Raw genomic sequence first — 22,083 nt, forward strand, 5'->3', positions numbered from 1 at the left:
AGGTATTGCTACTACTATGGAATGGATTGCCGATCCCTCAATCTGGGCCGGGCTGGTTACGCTGGTCGTCATCGAGCTGGTGCTCGGGATTGATAATCTGGTTTTTATCGCCATCCTCGCTGAAAAACTGCCCCCTTCCCAGCGCGATCGCGCGCGCGTAACGGGGCTGCTGCTGGCGATGGTCATGCGGCTACTGCTGCTGGCCTCTATTTCCTGGCTGGTCACGCTCACTCAGCCTCTGTTCTCCATCCACGGTCTGAGCTTTAGCGCCCGCGATCTGATCATGCTCTTCGGCGGCCTGTTCCTGCTGTTCAAAGCTACCGTGGAGCTCAACGAGCGGCTGGAAGGCAAAGACAGTGAGAACCCGACCCAGCGCCGCGGGGCAAAATTCTGGCCGGTGGTCGCGCAAATCGTGGTGCTGGATGCGGTCTTCTCCCTGGACTCGGTGATCACCGCCGTCGGGATGGTGGACCATCTTGCGGTGATGATGGCCGCGGTCATTATTGCCATCACGCTGATGGTCATGGCCAGCAAGGCACTGACCCGTTTTGTGAACAGTCACCCCACCATCGTGATCCTCTGTCTGAGCTTCCTGCTGATGATTGGCTTTAGCCTGGTGGCCGACGGTTTTGGCTTCCATATTCCGAAAGGCTACCTGTATGCCGCCATCGGGTTCTCCGTCATGATTGAAGCGCTTAACCAGCTGGCGATATTCAACCGCCGCCGCTTCCTTTCCGCAAATCAGACTCTGCGTCAGCGTACGGCCGACACGGTCATGCGGCTGCTAAGCGGTAAGAAAGAGGATGCGGAGCTGGACGCCGAATCCTCCGCCATGCTGGCCGACCACAGTGACGGGCAGATCTTTGACCCGCAGGAACGACGAATGATTGAGCGGGTGCTCAATCTTAACCAGCGTACGGTCAGCAGCATTATGACGTCGCGGCATGATATAGAGCATATTGACCTGACGGCCCCGGAAGCGCACATTCGCGCCCTGCTGGATAAAAACCAGCACACACGCGTGGTGGTGACCGGCGGGGAAACGGAAGAGGAGCTGCTGGGCGTGGTGCACGTCATTGACCTGCTCCAGCAGCAGCTTCACGGCGAGCCGCTCAATCTCCGCGTCCTTGTTCGCCAGCCGCTGGTCTTCCCGGAGGGGCTGCCGTTACTTTCCGCCCTTGAGCAGTTCCGTAACGCGCGGACCCACTTTGCCTTTGTAGTGGATGAGTTTGGTTCGGTGGAAGGACTGGTCACGCTCAGCGACGTGATGGAAACCATTGCCGGTAATCTGCCAAACGAGGTGGATGAGATTGATGCCCGCCACGACATTCAGAAAAACGCCGACGGCTCGTGGACGGCAAACGGCCATATGCCGCTGGAAGATCTGGTGCAATATGTGCCGCTGCCGCTGGATGAAAAGCGGGAATATCACACCATTGCCGGTCTGCTGATGGAGTATCTGCAGCGTATCCCGAAGCCGGGGGAAGAGGTTCAGGTAGGCGACTATCTGCTTAAAACGCTACAAATTGAAAACCATCGCGTGCAGAAAGTTCAGCTGATACCGCTGCGGGATGAGGAAGAGCTGGATTTTGAGGTGTAAAAAAGCCGGGTGGCGCAACGGCATCAGGCTTTTGTAGGCCGGGTAAGGCGAAGCCGCCACCCGGCGCAACAGGCATCACAGTTTATCCAGCAACTTCTTCACATCCTTGCCGTCCTGCGAATCTTTATTACGATCCGCCCAGCCGCTCAGCCGACGTTTCGCTTCATCCTGCAAATGCTTGCGCAGGATCTGATCCACCTGGAGGCTATAATTCAGAGCCTGCCATTTGCCGTATACGCTCAATGGGACCGGCGTCTCTTTCAGGAAGTCGATGAGCTTACTTTCTCCCTGCCAGCCGGAAAGTACCCGCACGTTAAAGCGCGTGTCCGCCGTCTCTTTGACCAGATCCAGCTTACCTTCGCCCGTCAATGATAAGAGTGAAGAGGTACCCTGCATTCCGTCGAGAGAGAGTTGTCCGTTGTCCAGCGTCAGGTCCGTGGTGAAGCTGTCGAGTCGCGTGGCGCTGTCGTAGTTCTCCTGGGCTTTCACATCGCTGCTGCGCTCTACCGCCTGCTGCACCAGCTGCTGGAAGTTGAGCCCTTCCATACGGGAGTTTTTCAGATCAAGATGCGCCTGTCCCTGCCACTCGCGACGGAAAGCCTCGGCATCAATTTTCGTGCCGGAGAAGTCCCCCGCCAGCGTCAACTGCCCCGTCAGGGATATCGGGTAGTTAAACGCGTTCAGGATGGTTCCTATCTCAACGTTATCGAGACGCGGCTGGAATTCGGCGCTGGCAACGTCTTTACGGACATCCAGCGTGCCGGGCAGCGAGAGGTGCCCTGCGCCCATCTTGCCACTCAGTTCGGAGATCACCAGCAAACCGTTATGGTTAAACATCTGGCTGCTCACGTCGGTAAAGTCCATGCCGCGCCAGCGCAGGCTAGTGGCTTTCAGCAGAATATCCGCCGTGAATCCGCGCAGGGCGTTATAGTCAGGCTGATCGAGATTCGACGAAATAACCGGGCGTGATACCGCTGCCTGGCTTTGCCCCGTCTGCGCCGCATTGCTGTCCGTGGCGCTGGCTGGCAGAGGCGGCAACAGATTTTCCAGGTTGAGCTTGTCAAACTGCAGATTCAGCACCCACTTCGGCTTTTCTTCGAGCGTGACGCTGGCCTGCCCTTTCAGACTACTGTCATTTGCCTGCAGGTTGAGGTTATCCAGCTCCAGCTGTTTTTGTTCCTCGCGCCACACGGCCTGCAGCGTCCCCTGCCCGGCGATCCCCTGGGTAGGAAGATCGGCCCCCGTCAGCTGCCAGTCAAGCTGCTGAATGTCGGCGGTGAGCTGGTGCGGATAGTCTGACGCGTTAACGCTGGCATTCAGCGACAGGGTCAGATCGCGCTGATCGCGGTTCACGCGCCCGCTGAATTCCACCGACGCAATATGGTGTGCATCCTGTTCCATCTGCAGGTTAATGTTGCGAACGGTGACCTGCTCTTCGTGCTCATGCTGGAAAACCAGTACGCTATCGGCCACTTTCAGTTTGCCAATATCAAAGGACCAGCCTGTATCAGACGGCTCATCAGGCAGGGTGTTTTCGCGCGGTGCCACCGGCGCGTTAGCAGCACGCACGGCCTCGGTTTGCGGGGTGAGCTGAATCACCGCGCCTTTCAGCATCACCTGATTCACCTGCAGCTGATGGGAAATGAGCGGAATCAGCGCCACATCAAGGCGCATGTTGTCTGCGGAAACCAGCGGCTGGGATGCCCCCGGCGCCGTGAGCGACATGCGGCCAGAGAGAATACTGAGCTGCGGCCAGACGTGCCAGCGCAGCGGCCCATCAAGCTTCAGTTGATAACCACTGCGTGCCTCGACCTGCCGCACCATGTAAGCGCGGAAGTCATTGGGGTTAACCAGCAGAACCAACGCCGAAAGGCCAGCCACCAGCACCACCAGCAAAATCATCAGCGTTGTCAGAACTCTTCTCATGGCATCCTCAATGGACTAACGATCAGTCTTTATCAATACGACTGGCAACCGCACCCTGCTGGTCGCGATATTTTGCGTCCTGGCGGCGGTTATACGGCCTGTCTGCCGGGCCTGACAGCGGTTCAAAACTCAACGCGCCGATCATCATGCCCGGACGAAGCGCCAGCGGCAATTTACCGGCATTGAAGAATTCCAGCACGATACGTCCTGACCAGCCTGGATCGATACGGTGCGCGGTCACGTGTACCATCAGCCCCAGTCGCGCCAGCGAAGAGCGGCCATCAAGCCAGCCGACGAGGTCCGCAGGCAGGGTGACGGATTCAAATGTAACCGCCAGCGCCAGTTCTCCCGGATGCAGATAAAAGGCTTCGCCGTCGTCGATAACGATTTCATCACTCATCACGCGATCGAGCGCGGCGCTGACTTCGTCCTTCGGACCGCTGAGGTCGATGAACGGTGCGGTATGGCCGCTAAAGGTGCGGAATTTATTCCCCAACCGGACATCAACGGTCACCCCATTGATACGCTCAACAGGTGGACGCGGGGTAATAGACAAACGGCCTTCATCCAGCCAGGCTTCTATATCGCGATCACAAAGACGCACGCCTCTTTCTCCTTTCATGCAACGTACCCTGAGTCGGTAAGCGCTCAGGGTAAAACCAGGTTATCTCTGAACGGTACACAATTCACGCGGCTTATTCAAAAAACTGGCTGATTTTCGCTTTTAAGATATCAATCGCAATGCGGTTTTTACCTCCGCGCGGCACGATAATATCGGCGTATTGTTTGGAGGGTTCAATAAACTGCAGGAACATTGGGCGGACCGTTTTCTGGTATTGCGCCATCACGGAGTCCATTGAACGGCCGCGTTCATTAACGTCACGCTTGATGCGGCGCATCAGGCAGATATCCAGCGGGGTATCGACGAAAATCGAGAAGTTCATGGATTCACGCAGGCGGGCATCGGTCAGCAGCAGGATGCCTTCAAGGATAATGACCTTTTTCGGCTCGATGCGGATCGTTTCCTTGGTACGGGTATGTTCGACATAACTGTAAACGGGCAGTTCAATCGCCTGGCCGCTCTTAAGCGCTTCTAAATGCTGGAACAGCAGGCTGTGATCCATTGCATTTGGGTGGTCATAGTTCGTTTTAACGCGCTCTTCCATCGACAGATGGGATTGATCTTTGTAATAGCTGTCTTCGGGAATGACGCCGATATGCTCATCACCTACTTGTTCACGCAGTTCGCGATAAAGCGTACTGGCAATTAGACTTTTACCTGAAGCCGATGCGCCGGCGATGCCTATAATGACGCACTGATGAGACTTATCAGTCATAAATTTAGCGACCTGATTAACCTGGATGTTAAGGAAGGACGACGCCGGAGCGTCAAACGCGGCAATTATAGGGATTTCGCGGGCGTGATACCAGTCGAATGCACAGGTTCTGCGAGACTGGCCGAAAAGTGACAACTTATTCCCTGAATGAAATTTAAATGACCATTTTTTCACCGTTTCACCGTTTTTTTTAACGGAGTAAGTATTTAATAAGTCTGTGGTGTCAAATTCTGAGCGGTCACCATATGAATTGTAAATTGTTTGTACTAGCATAAACCAAATTATCAAATTCACGCGTTCGGACATCTTCCCTGACGGCATGGCGTCTCTGGATAAAGCGGTAATGAATAAACAATACCAGCGGGTTTTGGTGACTACCCCACATCCTTTAACACGACTTGTCTGTCTGGGCCTGGTCACCTTTATCTTTACCTTATTTTCGCTGGAACTCACCCGTTTCGGCACCCTGCTGGCTCCGCTCTGGTTCCCCACCGCCATTATGATGGTGGCGTTTTACCGCCATGCCGGAAAAATGTGGCCGGGCATTGCCCTGGCCTGCTCGTTCGGCAATGTTCTGGCCTCGTGGATGCTGTTCTCCTGGGGATCGGTCAGCCTCATCTATCCTTCGATCAACGTCATTGAGGCCGCTATTGGTGCGCTGTTTCTGCGCAAATGGCTCCCATGGTACAACCCGCTGCAGAATCTGAACGACTGGATCCGCGTGGCCATCGGCAGCGCACTGGTGCCTCCGCTGGTGGGCGGTATTCTGGTGACCCTGCTGGCCCCCGGCCCAGAGCCCCTGCGTAATTTCTTCGTCTGGGTATTGTCAGAAGCGATTGGCGCGCTGGCGCTGGTGCCGCTAGGGCTGTTGTTTAAGCCGCATTATCTGCTGCGCCACCGCGATCCGCGGTTGCTGCTGGAAACGCTGACCACGCTGGCCGTGACGTTAGCCCTCAGTTGGGCAGCCATCACCTGGCTGCCGTGGCCCTTCACCTGCGTGATCGTTCTGCTGATGTGGAGCGCCGTGCGCCTGCCGCGGATGGAAGCGTTCATGGTGTTTCTGGTCACCGTGATGGTGGTGTCGCTGATGATTGCCCGCAACCCTCTGGCGCTGACCACCCAGCACGCCGGGCCGATGCTGAACGCCCCCTGGCTGCCGTTCCTGATGCTGCTCCTGCCCGCTAACGTGATGACCATGGTGATGTATGCCTTCCGCGCCGAGCGTAAACACATCACCGAAAGCGAAGAGCGTTTTCGTAACGCAATGGAATATTCTGCCATCGGTATGGCGCTGGTCAGCATCGAAGGAAAATGGCTTCAGGCGAACAAGGCACTGTGCAATTTCCTCGGCTACAGCCAGACGGAGCTCCAGTCGCTGACCTTCCAGCAGCTTACCTGGCCAGAAGATCTGAATACCGACCTGGAGCAGCTCGAACAGCTCATTAACGGCGACATCAATACCTATACTCTCGAAAAGCGCTATTACACGCGCGACGGGGAAGTGGTCTGGGCGCTTCTTGCCGTCTCCGTGGTGCGCCATGCCGACGGCTCGCCGCTCTATTTTATCGCCCAGATTGAAGACATTAACGACCTGAAGCAGACAGAGTGGGTCAATAAACGCCTGATGGAGCGCATCACCCTGGCAAACGAAGCAGGGGGCATCGGCATCTGGGAGTGGGATCTGGAACCCGACGTTATTAGCTGGGATAAGCGGATGTTTGAGCTGTATGAAATTCCGCCGCACATCAAGCCCACCTGGCAGCTCTGGCACGACACGATGCTGCCGGAAGATCGCGCCCACGCAGAGAAGGTGCTGCGGGACTCTCTGATTTCCCGTCTGCCGTTTAAGCTGGAATTCCGCATTCGCGTGAAGGAAGGCGTGCGTCATATTCGCTCCCTGGCGAACCGGGTGCTCAATAAGCAGGGGGAAGTCGAACGGCTGCTCGGCATCAACATGGACATGACCGAGGTTAAGCAGCTTAACGAGGCGCTTTTCCAGGAAAAAGAGCGTCTGCACATTACCCTCGACTCCATCGGTGAAGCAGTGCTGTGCACCGATATCAACATGAACGTCACCTTTATGAACCCTGTCGCCGAGAAAATGAGCGGCTGGCTGCAGACCGAAGCTATTGGTCAGCCGATCCTGAAGGTGTTACACATCACCTTTGGTGAAAAAGGGCCGCTGATGGAGAATATTCACAGCGGCGATATGTCCCGTTCCGATATCGATCAGGACGTGGTGCTGAACTGCCGTACCGGCGGCAATTTTGATATCCACTACAGCATTACGCCGCTCAGCACGCTGGATGGACAGAATATCGGCTCGGTGATCGTGATTCAGGACGTGACCGAGTCGCGCAAAATGCTGCGCCAGCTCAGCTACAGCGCCTCCCACGATGCCCTGACCCATCTGGCTAACCGGGTCAGCTTCGAAAATCATCTTAAACGCCTCCTGCAGACCGTTCGTGAAACGCGCCAGCGTCATGCCCTGGTGTTTATCGACCTCGATCGCTTCAAAGCCGTCAATGACACGGCTGGCCACGCAGCGGGCGATGCCCTGCTGCGGGAACTGGCTTCCCTGATGTTGACCATGCTCCGCTCCAGCGACGTGCTGGCGCGCCTGGGCGGGGACGAGTTCGGGTTACTGTTACCGGACTGCAACCTGGAAAGCGCGCGCTATATCGCCGGTCGTCTGATTCATGCCATCAACGACTATCACTTTATGTGGGAAGGCCGCCTGCACCGGATCGGCGCCAGCGCCGGCATCACGCTGATTGATGAAAATAATCATCAGGCGTCGGAGATCATGTCGCAGGCGGACATTGCCTGTTACGCCTCAAAAAACAGCGGACGTGGCATGGTGACAGTGTATGAACCCCAGCAGGAGCGGGATCACCACACGCGCAGCATGATGTCGCTTGATGAACAGTGGCACATGATTAAAGACAATCATCTGATGATGATTGCCCGCAGCGTCGCCTCACCGCGCATCCCTGAGAGCAGTAATTTCTGGCTGCTGTCGTTACGCCTGTGGACCAGCCAGGGCGAAGTTCAGGAAGAGCATGCCTTCCGCTCGGGCCTGGCGGAGCCAGAGCTTCTGCACGCCCTCGACAGGCGAATCTTTAGCGAGTTTTTCCGCACCTCAGCCGCCCAGATCGCCAGTAAAGGCATGGGTGTGGCGCTGCCGCTCTCGGAGGCCGGTTTAGCCAGCGTGACGCTGGTGGATGAATTGCTTGACCTGCTGGATAAAAGCCCGATGCCGGGCCGTCTGCTGCATCTGGTTATCTCTGCCGATGTGGTGTGCAATCCGGATAAGAACCTGCATCGGGGTCTGCAAAAGCTCCGCCAGGCGGGCTGCCGCGTGATCTTTAGCCAGGTGGGACGCGATATGAACGTCTTTACCCACCTGACCGCGAACATGGCCGACTATCTGATGCTGGATGCGGAGGTGGTAACCAACGTGTACGGCAATCTAATGGATGAGATGATGGTGACCATTGTTCAGGGCCACGCCCAGCGTCTGGGAATGAAAACCATTGCAGGCCCCTGTAACCAGCCCATCATGATGGATACGCTCTCCGGTATCGGCATCGATTTTATCTTTGGTGACACCATCGCCGAGCCGCAGCCATTAGATCTTCTGCTCAACACCAGTTATTTCGCGATCAACTGACGGTGCCCAGCCGTCGGTATACCAGATATGCAACAGCGCGTAGGAGCGCCACGGCGTCCAGCGTTCGGCATAACGACGAATTTGCGCGGGCGTCATTCCGGAGAAGCGTTGTTTAATCAGGTAATCATCCGGCAGAAACACATCTTTCGCCTGCCAGCCGCGCAGGGCCAGATAATTTGCCGTCCAGCGCCCTATCCCCGGCCGCTGCTGTAGCGCCTTCATCCCCTCTTCTATATTCGCGGGCGGGAAAAGCGGAAATGTTCCGTCGATAACCGACTGCGCCAGATGAATCAGCGACTCCGCGCGCTTTACTGGCATGCCCAACGCTTTCAGCGCCAGCGGGTCCGCTGCCGCCAGCGCTTCCGGCGTGGGGAAGCAGAGATAGCCTGGACAATCCGCCACGGGTTCACCGCATAACGCCACCACGCGTGACGCCAGCTTCGCCGCCATCGCCACGCTCACCAGCTGTCCGAGAATCGCCCGGACGCCCTGCTCATACGCATCCATCGCTCCCGGCAAACGTAAGCCCGGCCTTGCAGCACCGAGATCGCCCAGCGTCTCCGCGATATGCTGCGGATTGCAGGCAAGATCGAACAGGCGTTCGATGCGCTCAAGGCACGGCTGCGCAACCGGAATTAACCCCGGGCTGAGGGTCACGGCCAGCGTGTGGGTTGCGATATCCGGCGTCACGCGGAAGATCCCCTGATGTCCCTCGCAGGCAAAACTGCGCTCGTAGTAGTCGTGCGTGACGGTTTCAATGCCCGTCACCGCACGCGCGCCAAGAAAGCCAAACATCCACTGCCAGTCGTAAGGGGGAAGCCAGTTCAGGGTGTACATCATCTCTCCTTTTGGGTTCTTCACAGCATAAACGGAAAGGTCCTGTTTCGCCTTGCTTTCATATTCCTGTTGTCGCCATGCGGACATTTCGTTAAAGTCTCGCCCCTTCTCACCGGCATGGGGATTCATCGTGTTTATTGGATTTGACTACGGTACGGCAAACTGCTCGGTTGCGATTATGCAAAACGGGCAGCCACGGCTCCTGAAAATGGAAAAAGAGAGCACGCTGCTGCCGTCAATGCTCTGCGCACCGACGCGTGAAGCAGTGAGCGAATGGCTGTTCCGCCACCATCAGGTTCCGGCTTCGGCGGCGGAAACCCAGGCGCTGTTACGCCGTGCGGTCAGCTTCAACCGCGAGGAAGATATCGACGTTACGCCGTCCAGCGTGCAGTTCGGCCTCTCCTCGCTCGGACACTACATTGAAGACCCCGAAGAGGTCTATTTCGTTAAGTCGCCAAAATCCTTCCTCGGTGCCAGCGGCCTGAAGCCGCAGCAGGTCGCGCTGTTCGAAGACCTGGTGTGTGCGATGATGCTGCACATCCGCAACCAGGCGCAGACGCAGGTCTCCGACGCGATTACCCAGGCGGTGATTGGTCGTCCGATCAACTTCCAGGGGCTGGGCGGCGATGAGGCCAACCAGCAGGCGCAGGGGATCCTGGAACGCGCGGCGCACCGCGCAGGCTTCCGCGACGTGGTATTCCAGTATGAACCCGTTGCCGCAGGGCTGGACTTCGAAGCCACGCTGACGGAAGAGAAGCGCGTATTAGTCGTGGACATCGGCGGGGGCACGACGGACTGCTCGCTGCTGCTGATGGGGCCGCAGTGGCATAACCGGCGCGACCGCGAAAACAGCTTGCTGGGGCACAGCGGCTGCCGCGTAGGCGGGAACGATCTTGACATCGCCCTGGCATTCAAGAGCCTGATGCCGCTGCTCGGCATGGGGGGACAAACGGAGAAAGGCATCGCGCTGCCGATCCTGCCGTGGTGGAACGCGATTGCCATCAACGACGTGCCGGCACAGAGTGATTTTTACAGCACCGCCAACGGCCGCTTCCTTAACGATCTGGTGCGCGATGCTCAGGATGGCGAGAAAGTCGCCCTGCTCTATAAAGTGTGGCGTCAGCGCCTCAGCTACCGCGTGGTGCGTACGGCGGAAGAGAGCAAAATCGCCCTTTCCGACCGCGCTGAGCATGCGGTCTCCCTGCCGTTTATCAGTGACGAACTGGCCACCGCCATTTCGCAGGACGGGCTGGAGACGGCGCTTGCCCAGCCGCTACAGCGCATTCTGGAACAGGTGCAGCTCGCGCTGGAGAACGGCAAAGAGAAGCCGGACGTGATTTACCTGACCGGGGGAAGTGCCCGTTCACCGCTGATCAAGAAAGCGCTGGCCGAACAGCTGCCGGGTATTCCGATTGCGGGTGGTGATGACTTTGGCTCCGTTACCGCCGGTCTGGCACGCTGGGCGCAGGTGATGTTTAGCTAGTGCGGTTGTGCCGGGTGGCGGCTTCGCCTTACCCGGCCTACAAAACGTGTGTTGTTGTGGTGCGGTCTGGTGCTATCTCCCACAAAACACCAAAAACGGCAACTTCCATTGCCGTTCGCATTTACCTTGTAGGCCGGGTAAGCGAAGCGTCACCCGGCAACACTCAGACAATTCCCGACAGTCTTCCATATTTCCTCCATTTTTCCGCTGTGTTGCCTGACTAAACTAGTATCATTCCCCGAAGTATTCAGGATGAGAACGTATAACGATGAAAGGCAGTAACAAATCCCGCTGGGCAATCGCCGCTGGCATCATTGTGGTGGCCCTTGCCGCCGCCTGGTACTGGCACAGCCAATCCGCGAACTCCGCCGCACCCGCCGGTGCCACCAGCCAGACTCAGCGCCCCGTGGGCGGAGGGCGACACGGTATGCGTGGCGGCGCGCTGGCGCCGGTCCAGGCGGCGACGGCGGTGAATAAAGCCGTTCCTCGCTATCTCACCGGTCTCGGGACCATTACCGCCGCCAACACCGCCACGGTGCGCAGCCGCGTCGACGGCCAGCTCATTGCGATCCACTTCCAGGAAGGTCAGCAGGTTAAGGCTGGTGACCTGCTGGCGGAAATCGACCCGAGCCAGTTTAAGGTCGCCCTCGCCCAGGCGCAGGGACAGCTCGCGAAAGACAACGCGACCCTCGCCAACGCCCGGCGCGATTTAGCCCGCTACCAGCAACTGGTGAAAACGAATCTGGTGTCCCGTCAGGAGCTGGATACCCAGCAGTCGCTGGTCAGCGAAACGCAGGGCACCATCAAAGCAGACGAAGCCGCCGTGGCCAGCGCCCAACTGCAGCTGGACTGGAGCCGCATCACCGCGCCGATTGACGGACGCGTCGGCCTGAAGCAGGTCGATATCGGCAACCAAATCTCCAGCGGCGACACCACGGGCATCGTGGTGATCACCCAGACCCACCCGATTGATTTAGTCTTTACCCTGCCGGAAAGCGATATCGCGACCGTCATGCAGGCGCAAAAAGCCGGTAAAGGCCTGGTAGTGGAAGCCTGGGACCGCACCAACAAGCAGAAACTGAGTGAAGGATCCCTGCTCAGTCTGGATAACCAGATCGACACCACCACCGGCACCATCAAGCTGAAGGCGCGCTTTAATAACCAGGACGATGCCCTCTTCCCGAACCAGTTCGTCAATGCACGCATGCTGGTCGCCACCGAAGAGAACGCGGTGGTGATCCCCACCGCTGCACTGCAGATGGGTAATGAAGGTAACTTTGTCTGGGTGCTTAACAGCGACAATAAAGTCAGCAAGCATCTCGTAAAAACCGGAATTCAGGACAGCCAGACGGTGGTCATCAGCGCCGGGCTTTCCGCAGGCGACCGCGTGGTCACCGACGGCATTGACCGTCTGACCGAAGGGGCCAAAGTGGAAGTGGTTGAACCTGCGAAACAGGGAGCGACCTCCTGATGCAGGTGCTGCCGCCGGGCTCTACAGGTGGGCCGTCACGCCTGTTTATCCTCCGTCCTGTCGCCACCACGCTGCTGATGGTGGCGATCCTGCTCGCCGGGATTATCGGCTATCGCTTCCTGCCCGTCTCGGCGCTGCCGGAGGTGGATTACCCAACGATTCAGGTTGTCACCCTCTATCCCGGGGCCAGCCCGGACGTGGTGACGTCCGCCATTACCGCCCCGCTGGAGCGCCAGTTCGGCCAGATGTCGGGGCTAAAACAGATGTCCTCCCAGAGTTCTGGCGGGGCATCCGTCGTGACGCTGCAGTTCCAGTTGACGCTGTCACTGGATGTCGCCGAGCAGGAAGTGCAGGCCGCCATCAACGCCGCTACCAATCTGCTGCCGTCAGACCTGCCTAACCCACCGGTCTACAGCAAGGTGAACCCGGCAGATCCGCCGATCATGACGCTTGCCGTCACCTCCTCCGCCATGCCGATGACCCAGGTCGAAGACATGGTCGAAACGCGCGTGGCGCAGAAAATTTCTCAGGTCTCCGGCGTTGGCCTCGTCACCCTCGCGGGCGGCCAGCGCCCGGCGGTGCGCGTCAAGCTGAACGCGCAGGCCATTGCCGCGCTGGGGCTCACCAGCGAAACCATCCGCAGCGCCATCAGCAACGCGAACGTCAACTCGGCGAAGGGCTCGCTGGACGGCCCAACCCGCGCCGTGACGCTCTCGGCGAACGACCAGATGCAGTCCGCCGACGAATATCGTCAGCTGATTATCGCCTACCAGAACGGCGCGCCAGTGCGTCTGGGCGACGTGGCGACCGTAGAACAAGGCGCGGAGAACAGCTGGCTGGGGGCATGGGCCAACAAGCAGCAGGCGATCGTGATGAACGTGCAACGCCAGCCGGGTGCTAACATCATCGAAACCGCCGACAGCATCCGCTCCATGCTGCCGCAGCTGATCGAAAGCCTGCCGAAGTCAGTCAGCGTGAAGGTGCTCTCCGACCGCACCACCAACATTCGCGCATCGGTCACCGACACCCAGTTTGAGCTAATGCTGGCGATTGCACTGGTGGTGATGATCATTTATCTGTTCCTGCGCAACGTTCCGGCGACCATTATTCCCGCCGTCGCCGTACCGCTCTCGCTGGTCGGCACCTTTGCGGTGATGGTGTTCCTCGATTTTTCGATCAACAACCTGACGCTGATGGCGCTCACCATCGCCACCGGGTTCGTGGTGGATGATGCCATCGTCGTCATCGAGAACATCTCGCGCTATATCGAGAAAGGCGAAAAACCGCTGGCCGCTGCGCTGAAAGGCGCAGGTGAAATCGGCTTTACCATTATCTCGCTGACCTTCTCATTGATTGCGGTGCTGATCCCGCTGCTGTTTATGGGCGATATTGTCGGGCGGCTGTTCCGCGAGTTTGCCGTCACGCTGGCGGTCGCCATTCTGATCTCCGCGGTGGTATCGCTGACCCTGACGCCGATGATGTGCGCCCGCATGCTGAGCCACGAGTCGCTGCGCAAACAAAACCGCTTCTCGCGCGCCTCCGAGCGCATGTTCGAGCGCATTATTGCCGCCTACGGTCGCGTGCTGACGAAAGTCCTTAACCACCCGTGGGCGACGCTCGGCGTGGCGCTCGGCACGCTGGCGCTCAGCGTGATGCTGTGGATTTTCATTCCGAAAGGCTTCTTCCCCATCCAGGACAACGGCATTATTCAGGGCACGCTTCAGGCCCCGCAGTCGGTCTCCTTCGCCAATATGGCGCAGCGCCAGCAGCAGGTGTCTGAGATTGTTATGAAAGATCCGGCGGTCGAGAGCCTGACCTCCTACGTGGGCGTCGACGGCACCAACCCGTCGCTCAATAGCGCGCGCCTGCAGATCAACCTCAAGCCGCTGGATGAGCGCGACGATCGCGTCAACGCCGTCATTGAGCGGCTGCAAAACGCCGTGGCCCGCGTGCCGGGCGTTGAGCTTTACCTGCAGCCGATTCAGGATTTGACCATCGATACCCAGGTCAGCCGCACGCAGTACCAGTTCACGCTGCAGGCCACCTCGCTGGACGCGCTCAGCACCTGGGTGCCGCAGCTGGTGGATAAACTCAAAACCCTGCCGCAGCTCTCGGACGTCAGCAGCGACTGGCAGGACAAGGGCCTGGCGGCGTATGTGAACGTCAACCGCGACGCCGCCAGCCGTCTGGGTATTACCATGGCGGACGTGGATAACGCCCTGTACAACGCCTTCGGTCAGCGCCTGATCTCCACCATCTACACCCAGGCGAACCAATACCGCGTGGTGCTGGAGCACAACACCGAAAATACGCCCGGCCTGGCGGGGCTGGACTCGGTGCGCCTGACCAGCAAAGATGGCGGCATTGTGCCGCTGAGCGCTATCGCCACGGTGGAAGAACGCTATACCCCGCTGTCGATTAACCATCTGGATCAGTTCCCGTCCACCACCATCTCCTTTAACGTGCCGGACAATTATTCACTCGGCGAAGCCGTGGAGGCCATTCAGGCGGCTGAGAAAGATCTCAGCTTCCCGTCCGACATTCAGACCCAGTTCCAGGGCAGCACCCTGGCGTTTCAGGCCGCGCTGGGTAACACCATCTGGCTGATCGTCGCGGCGGTCGTGGCGATGTACATCGTGCTCGGCGTGCTGTACGAAAGCTTTATCCACCCGATCACCATCCTCTCTACCCTGCCGACGGCGGGCGTGGGGGCACTGCTGGCATTAATGCTGGCGGGCAGCGAGCTGGACGTGATTGCCATCATCGGCATCATCCTGCTTATCGGGATCGTGAAGAAAAACGCCATCATGATGATCGACTTTGCCCTGGCCGCCGAGCGCGAGCAGGGCATGTCGCCGCGCGATGCGATTTTCCAGGCCTGCCTGCTGCGTTTTCGTCCCATCCTGATGACCACGCTGGCCGCCCTGCTGGGCGCGCTGCCGCTGATGCTGAGCACCGGCGTCGGCGCGGAGCTGCGCCGACCGCTGGGTATCGGCATGGTCGGCGGTCTGCTGGTGAGCCAGGTGCTGACGCTGTTCACCACGCCGGTGATCTACCTGCTGTTTGACCGCCTGGCGCTGTGGACCAAAAGCCGCTTCCCGAAACGTGAAGAGGAGGCATAAGTGAAGTTTTTCGCCCTCTTCATTTATCGCCCGGTGGCGACGATATTAATCTCGCTCGCCATTACCCTCTGCGGCGTGCTGGGCTTCCGGCTGCTGCCGGTGGCGCCCCTGCCGCAGGTAGATTTCCCGGTGATCATGGTCAGCGCCTCGCTGCCGGGCGCCTCGCCGGAAACCATGGCCTCTTCCGTTGCCACGCCGCTGGAGCGTTCGCTCGGGCGGATTGCGGGGGTCAACGAGATGACCTCCAGCAGCTCGCTGGGCAGCACGCGCATTATTCTGGAGTTCAGCTTCGACCGGGATATCAACGGCGCGGCGCGCGACGTGCAGGCGGCCATCAACGCCGCACAGAGCCTGCTGCCGAGCGGGATGCCGAGCCGTCCGACCTACCGCAAGGCCAACCCGTCCGACGCGCCGATCATGATCCTGACGCTGACCTCGGATACCTACTCGCAGGGGCAGCTGTACGATTTTGCGTCTACCCAGTTGGCGCAGACAATCTCACAAATTAACGGCGTCGGCGACGTGAGCGTCGGTGGGAGTTCCCTGCCCGCCGTGCGCGTGGGGTTAAACCCGCAGGCGCTGTTTAACCAGGGCGTGTCGCTGGATGACGTGCGCTCCGCCATCAGCAACGCCAACGTGCGTAAACCGCAGGGGGCGATTGAGGATAACAGCCACCGCTGGCAGATCCACACCAACGACGAGCTGAAAACCGCGGCGGAATATCAACCGCTCATCATTCACTATAACAACGGTGCGGCGGTGCGCTTAAGCGACGTGGCCAGCGTCACCGACTCGGTGCAGGACGTGCGCAACGCCGGGATGACCAACGCCAAACCGGCGATTTTGCTGATGATCCGCAAGCTGCCGGAGGCCAACATTATTGAGACGGTGAACAGCATTCGCGCCCGTCTTCCGGACCTGCAGGAGACCATCCCGGCAGCAATCGATCTGCAAATTGCCCAGGATCGCTCCCCGACCATTCGCGCCTCGCTGGAAGAGGTGGAGCAAACGCTGGTGATCTCCGTCGCGCTGGTGATCCTGGTGGTCTTCCTGTTCCTGCGCTCTGGCCGCGCGACGCTGATCCCGGCGGTGGCCGTGCCGGTCTCGCTGATCGGTACCTTTGCCGCCATGTATCTGTGCGGGTTTAGCCTCAACAACCTGTCGCTGATGGCCCTGACGATTGCGACGGGCTTCGTGGTGGATGACGCCATCGTGGTGCTGGAGAACATCTCCCGCCATCTGGAAGCGGGCGTGAAGCCGCTGCAGGCTGCGTTGCAGGGCACGCGCGAGGTGGGGTTTACAGTGCTCTCCATGAGCCTGTCGCTGGTGGCGGTGTTCCTGCCGCTGCTGCTGATGGGCGGGCTGCCGGGCCGGTTGCTGCGCGAGTTTGCCGTCACCCTCTCCGTCGCGATCGGCATTTCGCTGGCGATCTCCCTAACGCTGACGCCAATGATGTGCGGCTGGATGCTCAAGCGCAGCAAACCGCACTCGCAGCCGCGCCGCAAAGGCTTTGGCCGTTTCCTGATGGCAATGCAGGAAGGCTACGGTAAATCGCTGAAGTGGGTGCTGAACCATACGCGTCTGGTCGGCCTGGTGCTGATAGGCACCATCGTGCTCAACGTGTGGATGTATATCACCATCCCGAAAACTTTCTTCCCGGAGCAGGACACCGGCGTGCTGATGGGCGGAATTCAGGCGGACCAGAGCATTTCTTTCCAGGCCATGCGCGGCAAGCTGCAGGACTTTATGAAGATCATTCGGGAAGACAAAGCCGTGGATAACGTGACCGGCTTTACCGGCGGGTCGCGCGTCAACAGCGGGATGATGTTTATTACCCTGAAACCGCGCGGCGAGCGCAACGAAACCGCCCAGCAGGTGATTGACCGCCTGCGGGTGAAGCTCGCCAAAGAGCCGGGGGCAAACCTGTTTTTGATGGCCGTTCAGGATATCCGCGTCGGCGGGCGACAAGCGAACGCCAGCTATCAGTACACGTTACTCTCGGACGATTTGGCTGCCCTGCGCGAGTGGGAGCCGAAGATCCGCAAGGCGCTGGCCGCCCTTCCCCAACTGGCGGACGTAAACTCCGATCAGCAGGACAACGGCGCCGAGATGGCCCTGACCTACGACCGTGAAACCATGTCGCGGCTGGGTATCAACGTTGAAGCCGCCAACAGCCTGCTGAACAACGCCTTCGGTCAGCGCGAGATCTCCACCATCTACCAGCCGATGAACCAGTATAAGGTGGTGATGGAAGTTGACCCGCGCTACACCCAGGACATCAGCGCCCTGGACAAAATGTTTGTGATTAACAACGACGGCAAGGCGATTCCGCTCTCCTACTTCGCCAGCTGGCAGCCTGCCAACGCGCCGCTGTCGGTGAACCATCAGGGGCTTTCGGCAGCATCGACCATCTCCTTTAACCTGCCCGCCGGTTCGTCACTGTCTGAGGCCAGCGATGCAATCAACCGCGCGATGACCCAGCTTGGCGTGCCGTCTACCGTGCGCGGCAGCTTTGCCGGGACCGCGCAGGTATTCCAGGAGACGATGAACTCGCAGGTGATTTTGATTCTGGCCGCCATCGCCACGGTCTATATTGTGCTGGGCGTGCTGTATGAGAGCTACGTGCACCCGCTGACCATCCTCTCGACGCTGCCGTCGGCGGGCGTGGGGGCACTGCTGGCGCTGGAGCTGTTCGGCGCGCCGTTCAGCCTTATCGCGCTTATCGGGATCATGCTGCTGATCGGCATCGTGAAGAAAAACGCCATCATGATGGTGGACTTCGCGCTGGACGCCCAGCGCAACGGCAACCTCTCGCCGGAAGAGGCCATCTTCCAGGCCTGCCTGCTGCGCTTTCGTCCGATCATGATGACCACCCTGGCGGCGCTGTTTGGCGCGCTGCCGCTGGTGATCTCGGGCGGCGACGGCTCAGAGCTGCGCCAGCCGCTGGGGATCACCATTGTCGGCGGCCTGGTGATGAGCCAGCTGCTGACGCTGTACACCACGCCGGTGGTCTATCTGTTCTTCGACCGCCTGCGGCTGCGCTTTTCGCGTAAAAACAGAACCACGGTGACTGAGTAGATGACAGATCTCCCCGCTAACGTTCGCTGGCAATTATGGATAGTCGCCTTCGGCTTCTTTATGCAGTCGCTGGATACGACCATCGTCAACACCGCCCTCCCCTCCATGGCGAAAAGCCTGGGGGAGAGCCCGCTGCATATGCACATGGTGATTGTCTCCTACGTGCTGACGGTTGCCGTGATGCTGCCCGCCAGCGGCTGGCTGGCCGATAAGGTCGGCGTGCGGAATATCTTCTTTACCGCCATCGTGCTGTTTACCACCGGCTCGCTGTTTTGCGCCCAGGCCAATACCCTCGACCAGCTGGTCATGGCGCGCGTGCTGCAGGGCATCGGCGGGGCGATGATGGTGCCCGTAGGGCGGTTAACGGTGATGAAGATTGTGCCGCGCGAGCAGTACATGGCGGCGATGACCTTTGTCACCCTGCCCGGTCAGGTGGGGCCGCTGCTGGGCCCGGCGCTGGGCGGCATGCTGGTGGAGTACGCCTCCTGGCACTGGATCTTCTTAATCAACCTCCCGGTAGGCATCATCGGCGCGATGGCCACCCTGACGCTGATGCCGAACTACAAAATGCAGACCCGGCGCTTTGATTTCTTTGGCTTTATCCTGCTGGCGGCGGGTATGGCCACGCTTACCCTGGCGCTCGACGGGCAAAAAGGACTGGGGATTTCGCCCCTGACGCTCGGGCTCCTGATCGCGCTCGGTGTTACCGCCATACTGTGGTATCTGTGGCACGCCAGAGGAAACGACAAGGCGCTGTTCAGCCTGGCGTTGTTTAAAAACCCCACTTACCGTCTGGGCCTGTCTGGCAGCTTCGCCGGACGCATCGGCAGCGGGATGCTGCCGTTTATGACGCCCGTTTTTCTGCAAATTGGCATGGGTTTTTCGCCATTCCACGCGGGCCTGATGATGATCCCGATGGTGCTCGGCAGCATGGGAATGAAGCGCATTGTGGTGCAGGTGGTGAACCGCTTTGGCTATCGACACGTGCTGGTGGCCGCCACGCTGGGGCTGGCGCTGGTCAGTCTGCTGTTTATGGCCGTGGCGCTGATGGGCTGGTACTACGTCCTGCCGCTGGTGCTGTTCTGCCAGGGGATCATCAACTCCATGCGCTTCTCGTCGATGAATACCCTGACGCTAAAAGACCTGCCGGACGATCTGGCGAGCAGCGGCAACAGCCTGCTGTCGATGGTGATGCAGCTCTCCATGAGCGTGGGCGTGACTATTGCGGGGTTACTGCTCGGCATGTACGGTCAGCATCACCTCAGCGTCGACACGCCGGTGGCGCATCAGGTCTTTATGTATACCTACCTCAGCATGGCGATCATCATCGCCCTGCCCGCTTTAATCTTCGCCAGAGTGCCGGATGATACCAGCAAGAACGTCGTGATTAGGCGCGGCAAAAGGAGTGGCTCATGAAATTCTGGCGTCCGGGTATTACCGGCAAGCTCTTTGTAGCGATCTTCGCCACCTGTATCGTCCTGCTGATCACCATGCACTGGGCGGTGCGGGTCAGCTTCGAGCGCGGCTTTATTGATTACATCAAGCATGGCAATGAGCAGCGTTTGCAGGGACTGAGCGATGCGCTGAGTGAACAGTACGCCCAGCACGGCAACTGGCGTTTTCTGCGCAACAATGATCGCTTTATTTTCCAGATCCTGCGCTCGCTGGAGCACGATACCGGCGACGATCGTCCGGGCCCGGGCATGCCGCCGCACGGCTGGCGCACCCAGTTCTGGGTAATCGACCAGGATATGCGCCCCCTGGTTGGGCCGCGCGCGCCGATACCGCCGGACGGTACCCGGCGGGCGATTAAAGTGAATAACGCCACCGTTGGCTGGGTTATCGCCTCCCCGGTGGAGCGCCTGACGCGCAACACCGACATCAACTTTGACCGCCAGCAGCGTCGGACAAGCTGGCTGATTGTCGCGCTCTCCACGCTGCTCGCCGCGCTCGCCACCTTCCCGCTGGCGCGCGGTCTGCTCGCCCCGGTGAAACGCCTGGTGGAAGGCACGCACAAGCTCGCCGCCGGGGATTTCACCACCCGCGTCGATACCCGCAGCCAGGACGAACTGGGCAAGCTGGCGCAGGACTTTAACCAGCTCGCCAGCACGCTCGAGAAAAACCAGCAGATGCGCCGCGACTTTATGGCCGATATTTCACACGAGCTGCGTACGCCGCTGGCGGTGCTGCGCGGCGAGCTCGAGGCCATTCAGGACGGCGTGCGCCAGTTTACGCCCGAATCGGTGGCCTCCCTGCAGGCGGAGGTGGGCACGCTCACCAAGCTGGTGGACGATCTCCACCAGCTCTCCATGTCCGACGAAGGCGCGCTGGCCTATCAGAAGGCGCCCGTAGACGTCATTAACGTGCTGGAGGTGGCGAGCGGCGCCTTCCGCGAACGCTTTGCCAGCCGCAACCTGAAAATCGACCTCTCCCTGCCGGACAGCGCGGTGGTGTTTGGCGACAAAGATCGGCTGATGCAGCTGTTCAACAACCTGCTGGAAAACAGCCTGCGCTATACCGACAGCGGCGGCGGGCTGCTGATTTCCGGCAGACAGGAAAACGGGCGCTTTGCCCTTACCTTCGCGGATTCCGCACCCGGCGTGCAGGACGCGCAGCTGGAAAAACTGTTTGAACGTTTTTACCGTACCGAAGGCTCCCGCAATCGCGCCAGTGGCGGATCCGGTCTGGGGCTGGCGATTTGCGTTAACATCGTCGAGGCGCATAATGGCACGATCCGTGCCGCCCATTCGCCTTTTGGCGGGGTTAGCATTACAGTAGAGTTACCTCTGGAACGGGATTTATCGAGAGAAGTATGACCGAGTTACCGATTGACGAAAACACGCCGCGCATTTTGATCGTCGAAGACGAACCCAAGCTGGGACAGCTGCTGATCGACTATTTACGCGCGGCCAGCTATGCCCCGTCACTGATAAGCCACGGCGACCAGGTGCTGCCGTACGTGCGCCAGACCCCACCTGACCTGATCCTGCTGGATCTGATGCTTCCCGGGACCGATGGCCTGACCCTGTGCCGGGAAATTCGCCGCTTCTCCGACGTCCCGATCGTCATGGTCACCGCCAAAATTGAAGAGATTGACCGCCTGCTGGGGCTCGAAATCGGCGCGGACGACTATATCTGCAAGCCCTACAGTCCGCGCGAGGTAGTCGCCCGCGTGAAAACCATTCTGCGCCGCTGCAGGCCGCAGCGCGAGCTTCAGGTGCTGGACGCCGAAAGCCCGCTGATTGTCGACGAAAGCCGCTTTCAGGCGAGCTGGCGCAGCAAGCTGCTGGACCTGACGCCTGCGGAGTTCCGCCTGCTGAAAACCCTCTCCCACGAGCCGGGAAAAGTCTTCTCCCGCGAACAGCTGCTGAACCACCTGTACGACGATTACCGCGTGGTGACCGACCGCACCATCGACAGCCACATTAAAAACCTGCGCCGCAAGCTGGAGGCGCTGGACGCCGAGCAGTCGTTTATCCGCGCGGTGTATGGCGTGGGGTATCGCTGGGAAGCGGATGCGTGCAGAATAGCCTAGCCAGCAGAGGGTCAATCCAGG

General features: G+C 59.4%; 13 protein-coding genes. 9 read left to right on the forward strand and 4 right to left on the reverse strand.

What is annotated here, in order from left to right:
- Positions 1–16: 16 nt before the first annotated feature.
- A complete protein-coding gene (locus tag ACMGGQ_RS13420; RefSeq protein ID WP_235404544.1) occupies positions 17–1,600 on the forward strand; it encodes a TerC family protein in 1,584 nt (527 codons plus the stop codon).
- A gap of 75 nt (positions 1,601–1,675) precedes the next feature.
- Here ACMGGQ_RS13420 and asmA read toward each other — a convergent pair whose 3' ends face one another.
- From asmA to udk, 3 genes are all read right to left on the reverse strand, one after another.
- On the reverse strand, positions 1,676–3,526 hold the full coding sequence (gene asmA / locus ACMGGQ_RS13425; RefSeq protein ID WP_235404543.1) for an outer membrane assembly protein AsmA: 1,851 nt from the start codon (positions 3,524–3,526) through the stop codon (positions 1,676–1,678).
- Between the two features lie 22 nt (positions 3,527–3,548).
- The gene (dcd, locus tag ACMGGQ_RS13430) at positions 3,549–4,130 is read right to left on the reverse strand and encodes a dCTP deaminase (RefSeq protein ID WP_024908111.1); all 582 of its coding nucleotides are present in this window, start codon (positions 4,128–4,130) and stop codon (positions 3,549–3,551) included.
- Positions 4,131–4,221: 91 nt separating this feature from the next.
- The gene (udk, locus tag ACMGGQ_RS13435; RefSeq protein ID WP_334399673.1) at positions 4,222–4,863 is read right to left on the reverse strand and encodes a uridine kinase; all 642 of its coding nucleotides are present in this window, start codon (positions 4,861–4,863) and stop codon (positions 4,222–4,224) included.
- A 343-nt stretch (positions 4,864–5,206) separates the two neighbouring features.
- Here udk and ACMGGQ_RS13440 point away from each other — a divergent pair, with 343 nt between their 5' ends.
- Positions 5,207–8,536, forward strand: coding sequence for a diguanylate cyclase (locus ACMGGQ_RS13440; protein WP_262796452.1), 3,330 nt, complete (start codon positions 5,207–5,209; stop codon positions 8,534–8,536).
- On the opposite strand, the gene alkA is transcribed toward ACMGGQ_RS13440, so the two are convergent.
- A complete protein-coding gene (gene alkA, locus ACMGGQ_RS13445; protein WP_420290570.1) occupies positions 8,495–9,373 on the reverse strand; it encodes a DNA-3-methyladenine glycosylase 2 in 879 nt (292 codons plus the stop codon). The genes ACMGGQ_RS13440 and alkA overlap by 42 nt on opposite strands.
- 130 nt (positions 9,374–9,503) lie before the next feature.
- Here alkA and yegD point away from each other — a divergent pair, with 130 nt between their 5' ends.
- The 7 genes from yegD to baeR all read left to right on the forward strand — a co-directional run bounded on the left by yegD (position 9,504) and on the right by baeR (position 22,062).
- Complete coding sequence (gene yegD / locus ACMGGQ_RS13450; protein ID WP_196365086.1) at positions 9,504–10,856, forward strand: molecular chaperone; 1,353 nt, start codon at positions 9,504–9,506, stop codon at positions 10,854–10,856.
- 268 nt (positions 10,857–11,124) lie between these two features.
- Positions 11,125–12,327 carry an MdtA/MuxA family multidrug efflux RND transporter periplasmic adaptor subunit gene (locus ACMGGQ_RS13455; protein WP_420290156.1) on the forward strand — a complete coding sequence of 401 codons (1,203 nt, stop codon included), beginning with the start codon at positions 11,125–11,127 and terminating at the stop codon, positions 12,325–12,327.
- Positions 12,327–15,449 (forward strand): MdtB/MuxB family multidrug efflux RND transporter permease subunit, encoded by a 3,123-nt coding sequence (locus tag ACMGGQ_RS13460; protein ID WP_420290157.1) that lies wholly within the window; start codon positions 12,327–12,329, stop codon positions 15,447–15,449. Before ACMGGQ_RS13455 ends, ACMGGQ_RS13460 begins: the two co-directional genes overlap by 1 nt.
- The gene (gene mdtC / locus ACMGGQ_RS13465; protein ID WP_048224040.1) at positions 15,450–18,527 is read left to right on the forward strand and encodes a multidrug efflux RND transporter permease subunit MdtC; all 3,078 of its coding nucleotides are present in this window, start codon (positions 15,450–15,452) and stop codon (positions 18,525–18,527) included.
- Entirely contained in the window at positions 18,528–19,943 is a 1,416-nt protein-coding gene (locus ACMGGQ_RS13470) for an MFS transporter (protein ID WP_420290158.1), read from the forward strand.
- Complete coding sequence (baeS, locus tag ACMGGQ_RS13475; RefSeq protein ID WP_039025016.1) at positions 19,940–21,343, forward strand: two-component system sensor histidine kinase BaeS; 1,404 nt, start codon at positions 19,940–19,942, stop codon at positions 21,341–21,343. Before ACMGGQ_RS13470 ends, baeS begins: the two co-directional genes overlap by 4 nt.
- On the forward strand, positions 21,340–22,062 hold the full coding sequence (baeR, locus tag ACMGGQ_RS13480; protein ID WP_024908120.1) for a two-component system response regulator BaeR: 723 nt from the start codon (positions 21,340–21,342) through the stop codon (positions 22,060–22,062). The genes baeS and baeR overlap by 4 nt, the downstream gene beginning before the upstream one ends.
- Positions 22,063–22,083: the final 21 nt, after the last annotated feature.

The sequence above is a fragment of the Enterobacter sp. BNK-13 genome (genome assembly GCF_048685015.1).
Lineage (GTDB): Bacteria > Pseudomonadota > Gammaproteobacteria > Enterobacterales > Enterobacteriaceae > Enterobacter > Enterobacter quasiroggenkampii.

Excerpts from the sequence above, each read along its gene's own strand:
- ACMGGQ_RS13420 (WP_235404544.1), top strand. The coding sequence starts at position 17 with ATGGAATGGATTGCCGATCCCTCAATCTGGGCCGGGCTGGTTACGCTG.
- asmA (WP_235404543.1), bottom strand. The coding sequence starts at position 3,526 with ATGAGAAGAGTTCTGACAACGCTGATGATTTTGCTGGTGGTGCTGGTG.
- udk (WP_334399673.1), bottom strand. The coding sequence starts at position 4,863 with ATGACTGATAAGTCTCATCAGTGCGTCATTATAGGCATCGCCGGCGCA.
- ACMGGQ_RS13440 (WP_262796452.1), top strand. The coding sequence starts at position 5,207 with ATGAATAAACAATACCAGCGGGTTTTGGTGACTACCCCACATCCTTTA.
- alkA (WP_420290570.1), bottom strand. The coding sequence starts at position 9,373 with ATGTACACCCTGAACTGGCTTCCCCCTTACGACTGGCAGTGGATGTTT.
- ACMGGQ_RS13455 (WP_420290156.1), top strand. The coding sequence starts at position 11,125 with ATGAAAGGCAGTAACAAATCCCGCTGGGCAATCGCCGCTGGCATCATT.
- ACMGGQ_RS13460 (WP_420290157.1), top strand. The coding sequence starts at position 12,327 with ATGCAGGTGCTGCCGCCGGGCTCTACAGGTGGGCCGTCACGCCTGTTT.
- ACMGGQ_RS13470 (WP_420290158.1), top strand. The coding sequence starts at position 18,528 with ATGACAGATCTCCCCGCTAACGTTCGCTGGCAATTATGGATAGTCGCC.
- baeS (WP_039025016.1), top strand. The coding sequence starts at position 19,940 with ATGAAATTCTGGCGTCCGGGTATTACCGGCAAGCTCTTTGTAGCGATC.
- baeR (WP_024908120.1), top strand. The coding sequence starts at position 21,340 with ATGACCGAGTTACCGATTGACGAAAACACGCCGCGCATTTTGATCGTC.